A 6,299-nucleotide genomic window follows, 5' to 3' on the forward strand; every position below is an offset into this window, starting at 1 on the left:
GGTGAGACAGACATGACCGAGATCGAAAAGCTGAATGCAGGCCACCCCGATACCCAAAGCGTCGATATCGTCGCGGGCAATATCGAGGCGCTGCGGGCGCTGTTCCCCGAAGCCTTCACCGAGGGAAAGATCGATTTCGAGGTTTTGAAGCAGTGCCTTGGCGGCACGGTGGAGGAGCGGGAAGAGAAGTATGGCCTGAACTGGCACGGCAAGCGCCGGGCACGGCAGATCGCGCTGACGCCGTCGACCGGAACGCTGCTGCCTTGCCCCGAGGACAGCGTCGACTGGGACACGACGCAGAACTTGATGATCGAGGGGGATAACCTTGAGGTGCTGAAGCTCCTCAAGAAAAGCTATGCCCGAAAGATTAAACTGATTTATATCGATCCGCCCTACAACACGGGGAGTGACTTTATTTATTCCGACAAGTTTTCCGACGGCTTGGAGACATATCTTGAGGCCACTGGACAACTGGAGAACGGTGTAAGGCGGACTTCTAATCCTGAGACGTCGGGTCGCTACCACACTGCTTGGTTGTCGATGATGTATCCTCGATTGAAACTTGCCAGAGACCTTTTGTCAGATGAGGGGCTGATTTTCATTAGTATTGATGATCATGAGCTACACAATCTGATCCAGATCGGCGATGAGATTTTTGGACAAGAGAATAGGATTGAAGTGTTCTGCTGGCAAAAGACGACAACGCCTGCAAATCTGTCTAACAGCACAAAGAAGTCGATTGAATATATCGTCTGCTATGCACGAAATAGGACCTTGCCTCTTGTTGGCGCATCAAAGCCTAGCGTTAGCACAAATGGGTTAATGAACCAACCAAATGCGGTTGGAACGCTACACTTTCCGCGCGGTGTGGTTAGGACATCTCTTCCCGATGGCGTGTATGCCGCAGGAAAATATGGAACAGCAGCATATGATATCCAGCTTCTTGCAGACACGGAAGTAAAGGGCGGAATATTTGTCAACGAAGTCGTTTTGTCTGGGCGGTTTAAGTGGGCGCAGCCATACCTTAATGAGCAAATCAATTCTGGCGTAAAGATATACATAAAGACAAAAGCGTTCTCGCCTTCATACGAAAAAGAAGAGTATGATCCGGAAAAACCTTGGAACATTATCAACAAGTCTTACGATGTTGGGACAAATGAAAACGCTTCTTCAGAGCTGGATGCACTGTTTTCACCAAATTTTTCTGAGAATATTTATCCGAAGCCTACTAGTCTGCTGAAGTTTGTTATCTCGATGTCAGTGGATGACGGGGACATGATTCTCGATTTTTTCGCTGGTAGCGGTTCCTTTGGACATGCCGCGATGCTCCATTCTGTTGAGAAAGGAAAGAAGGTCCGATGGGCGCTTGTGCAGTTGCCAGAAGAGATTCCTGAAGACTTCAACGCGAGGAAAGCAGGATTCAAAACCATATCCGCACTTGCCGCAGAAAGGCTCAAACGCGTTCGCGTCGCTCTTGGGGCAAGACCGGAGTTAGACACGGGCTTTAGATTTTTCAAATTGGCGCCCTCAAACGTCAGAGCGTGGGAACCAAGCGTCGCTGACCTCGAAGGCACACTCCTCGCCCACGCCGAACACCTCGTCCCCGGCCGCTCCGAAGCCGATATCCTGACCGAGCTTCTTCTGAAGCTGGGCCTCGACCTCTGCGTGCCGATCGAGACGAAGGACATCGCAGGCAAGTCCGTGCATTCCGTTGGCGCAGGCGCGCTGATCGTCTGCCTGTCTGATGGCATCACCCGCGAGACGGTTGAAGGTCTGGCAAAAGGCATCATCGCATGGTGGCAGGCCCTCGCCCCCGCTGGCGACACGCGCGTTGTCTTCAAGGATTCCGCCTTCGCCGATGACGTCGCCAAGACCAACATGGCCGCGATCCTGAACCAGGCTGGCATCAAAGACATGCGGAGCCTGTGATGGTCAGTGATCATATTGTCACCTTCGCCTACGGTTCCAACATGCCGACTTCCCGCATTCGCGAGCGCTGTCCTTCTGCGACGGCGATGGGAGTTGCTGAATTGCGTGGGTACGAAGTTCGCTGGCACAAGGCGAGCAAAGATGGCTCGGGCAAGGCTGACATCGTCCAAAGTGACAAGCCCGGCAGTTCTGTCTTTGGTGTTCTTTACAGGATTGCTCTCGGTGAGAAACCTGCCCTCGATCGTGCTGAAGGCCTGGGCCATGGCTACAAGGAAGTGCAGTTGACCGTGCTTTTGCATGGTCAAGACGTGTCCGTAACAGCTTACAAGGCAACGGATATCGATCCGCAGCTGACGCCGTACTCTTGGTACAAGGCACTGGCTGTTGCAGGTGCAAAACAGCACAAACTTCCCGTTGCCTACATCGAACAACTGGAAGCAGCACCAGCAATCGAGGACCCGGATACAGAGCGTCACAAGACGAACATGGCGCTCGTGGACGCGACGGCAGGTTCAACCCCGATCACGGCCTCTCCGCGGAGACCTGGCGTCGTATCAAGCCAAGGCATGCGGCTCCATTTCGAACCCGACCTCGACTATCAGCAACAGGCGATCGAGGCCGTCTGCGACCTCTTCCGCGGGCAGGAAATCAATCGCACCGAGTTCACCGTGACCCGCGCCGCCGCCGGTGGCGGTCAAGGTGAGCTGGGGCTGGAAGAGAATGCCCTCGGCATCGGCAACCGGCTGACCCTGCTGGACGACGAGATCGTATCGAACCTGCGCGACATTCAGTTGCGCAACGGCCTGCCGCCCTCGGCCACCGTTTCCTCCGGCGATTTCACGGTGGAAATGGAGACGGGGACGGGCAAGACCTATGTCTATCTGAGGACGATCTTCGAGCTGAACAAGCGGTTCGGCTTCACCAAGTTCATGATTGTCGTACCTTCGGTCGCGATCAAGGAAGGCGTCTACAAGACGCTGGAAATCACCGAGGCGCATTTCAAGAGCCTCTATTCCGGCCAGCCCTTCGACTATTTCCTTTATGATTCCAGCAAGCCGGGGGACATCCGTAGCTTCGCGACCAGTTCGACAATCCAGATCATGGTCGTCACTGTCGGTGCAATCAACAAGAAGGACGTCAACAACCTCTATAAGCCGAACGAAAAGGTCGGAGGTGAAATGCCGGTTGATTTGATCCGCGCAACCCGGCCGGTGCTGATCGTGGACGAGCCGCAAAGCGTGGACGGCGGCCTGGAAGGTCAAGGGAAGAAGGCGCTGGATGCTATGCACCCGCTTTGCACGCTGCGCTATTCGGCGACCCATGTGGACAAGCACAACATGGTCTACCGCCTGGACGCGGTGGATGCCTATGAGCGCAAGCTGGTGAAGCAGATCGAGGTTGCCTCGATGGAGGTGGAGGGCGGCCACAACAAGGCGTTCGTCCGCTTCCTGTCGGCCAGTAACACGCGCGGATCGATCACCGCGAAGGTGGAACTGGACGTACAGCGGAACGGCAAGGTCAGGCGGGAAACTGTCACGGTGCAGGATGGCGACCACTTGGAGGAAACGACCGGACGCGAGATCTATCGTGACGTCCGGATCGGCGAAATCCGGGTGGGGGGTGACGCGTTGCTGGAAGTAAAGACACCGGGTTCCGAGGAGTTCCTGCGCCCAGGCCAGGCAATCGGTGACGTGGACCCGGACGGCATCAAGCGCCTGATGATCCGCAAGACCATCATCGAACATCTGGAAAAGGAAAAGCGGCTGGCTCCGCTGGGGATCAAGGTGCTCAGCCTGTTCTTCATCGACGCCGTGCAGCACTACCGGTCCTATGACGAGGACGGAAACCCCGTGAAGGGCAAGTATGCCCTTATGTTCGAAGAGGAATACCGGCGGGCGGCCAAGCTGCCGGACTTCAAGAGCCTGTTTGAGGGGATCGATCTGATCTCCGACGCGGAAGAAGTCCATGACGGGTATTTCTCGATCGACAAGAGCCGCCGGTGGACAGACACGGCCGAGAACAACCAGGCCAACCGTGACAATGCCGAGCGCGCTTACAACTTGATCATGAAGGAGAAGGAGAAGCTGCTGAGCTTCGATAAGAAGCTGAAGTTCATCTTCTCGCACTCGGCCCTGAAGGAGGGCTGGGACAATCCGAACGTGTTTCAGATTTGCACCCTGCGTGACATCGGCACAGAGCGTGAGCGGCGGCAGACGATCGGCCGCGGCCTGCGCCTGGCCGTGAAGTCAAAGGGCGAAGACAAGGGGCACCGGGTCAGGGGCTTCGAGATCAACACGCTTACGGTGATCGCCACAGAGAGCTACGAAGAGTTCGCCGAGAACCTGCAAAAGGAGATCGAAAAGGACACCGGTATCCGTTTCGGTATTGTCGAAAAGCATCAGTTCGCTTCTATCCCGATCACCAAAGAGGATGGTTCCACGGCGCAACTGGGCTTTGAAGAGTCTGCTGCGATTTTCCAGCATCTTGAGGCCAAAGGCTATGTCGACGCCAAGGGCCAGGTCCAAGACGCGCTGAAGACAGCGCTGAAGTCAGGCAAGGTTGAGTTGCCGGAAGCGTTCCAGGCGCAGCACGTGGCCATCAAGGACATTCTCCGCAAGCTGGCGGGCAAACTGGATATCAAGAATGCAGCAGAGCGGGTGAAGGTGAACACTCGAGCCGCTGTGTTGTCCGGCGACGAGTTCAGATCGCTTTGGGATCGGATCAAGCACAAGACGACTTATCGGGTTCAGTTCGACAACGAAAAGCTGATCCAGGACTGCACGAAGGCCATCTCCGAAGCCGCCCCCATCAGCAAGGCGCGGATTCGTATTCGTAAGGCTGGTCTATCCATTGGGCAAAGCGGCGTCGAAGCCAAAGAGCGTGACAAGAACAGCAGTTCGATCGTGACGATCGAGGAGGGCGACATCGTCCTTCCGGACGTTATCACAGACCTTCAGGATCGAACGCAGCTGACCCGTCGGAGCATCGTGGAAATTCTGCGCAAATCGAACCGATTGGCCGACTTCAAACGCAATCCGCAAGCCTTCATCGAATTGGTGGGCGAAACCATAAACCGGACCAAGCGCCAGGCGCTTGTCGACGGCATTAGGTATCAGCGCATCGGTGAGGAAGCTTACTATGCCCAAGAGCTTTTCGAACAAGAGGAGCTTATGGGCTACATGAAGAACATGGTGACCGATACGACCAAGTCCGTTTACGAGCATGTTGTCTATGACTCGGGCGTGGAGCGGACCTTCGCTGAGCAGCTTGAAAAGAACACCGCAGTGAAGGTGTTCGCAAAGCTACCGGGCTGGTTCAAGGTGCCGACGCCTCTGGGCTCATACAACCCGGATTGGGCGATCCTTGTGGAGGAAGAGGGTGCCGAAAGGCTTTACTTCGTGGTTGAGACCAAAGACAGCCTGTTCACCGACGATCTTCGCAGCAGCGAAGCCGCGAAGATCGACTGCGGGAAGGCGCACTTCCGGGCCCTTTCTGAAGGCAACGATGGCGTGCGCTACATCAAGGCTAGGACGGTCGACAATATCTTCGAAGGGGCAAACTGAGAACGGGTCAACAATAGGTCAAACTGCGGATCTACCTCGTTCACCGTTTAGGCTACAGCCGCATCTGCCTGTTGCGGTTGAGAGCGGTAAGGTAATCAAGAGAGATCAATGGGTTGGCGCGTCAGTTGTGGAAATCCAAGGGTCGGGCGTTCTCCTTTTGGTCTAGTTCATAACCTGAAGGCCGCAAGTTAGACAGCGCAGCGGAGTTCAGGTAGGCTACGGCGGTTTTGTGCCCCCGCAACCAATATTGCGACGGCACCATGACCGTCACGATTACGATCCAAAGCGACCGGCTTCCAGCGATCACCATGGATCGCAGTGCCGCGCGGGCGGGGCAGAGGCCGAATGTCACAGTTCGACCGACCCGAAATTGATACGAACTGTTCGAGGAATATCGGTAAGATGGTCTACGATTTTGATCGTCTCTTGCCACACATAGTGCTACACATCTTGCTCGTTGAGCTCAAGTTAACTGTCTGTATATAAAGCGATATTCTATTTTACTATCCATGTATGGCGGACACCGCGTCCGCCAGTGCCGACTGCTTCGCGAAAGACCTCGCCCCCGTCCTCGCCGCTGAACTGACAGCGCGCGGGATCCGGACACGGCGCGGTAGAAGGTGGAGGGCGGGTAATCCTCCCCATGGTTAAGGGGATGCGGAAGTAGAATTTTCTCGGCCGGATGGACGAGGAGATTCCGATGAAGAAGAGCCGTTTCACCGAAGCCCAGATCATGGGCGTGCTGCGTCAGGCGGAGGGCGGGATGCCTGTTCCCGAGCTGTGCCGCGAGCACGGCATCAGCAGTGC

At 55.8% G+C, this 6,299-nt stretch carries 3 protein-coding genes; all 3 read left to right on the top strand.

Translation table 11 applies throughout. The features are described 5' to 3' along the window. The first annotated feature begins 12 nt into the window (after positions 1 to 12). A complete protein-coding gene (locus FQU74_RS01310) occupies positions 13 to 1,929 on the top strand; it encodes a site-specific DNA-methyltransferase (RefSeq protein ID WP_146284635.1) in 1,917 nt (638 codons plus the stop codon). Beyond that, positions 1,929 to 5,492, top strand: coding sequence for a restriction endonuclease (locus FQU74_RS01315; RefSeq protein WP_146284637.1), 3,564 nt, complete (start codon positions 1,929 to 1,931; stop codon positions 5,490 to 5,492). The genes FQU74_RS01310 and FQU74_RS01315 overlap by 1 nt, the downstream gene beginning before the upstream one ends. Before the next feature lie 700 nt (positions 5,493 to 6,192). Then, positions 6,193 to 6,299: transposase (locus FQU74_RS01320; protein WP_146284639.1), on the top strand; the 107-nt coding region annotated here is incomplete at its 3' end.

This window comes from Gemmobacter aquaticus, from assembly GCF_007859075.1.
Classification (GTDB): Bacteria; Pseudomonadota; Alphaproteobacteria; order Rhodobacterales; family Rhodobacteraceae; genus Gemmobacter; species Gemmobacter aquaticus.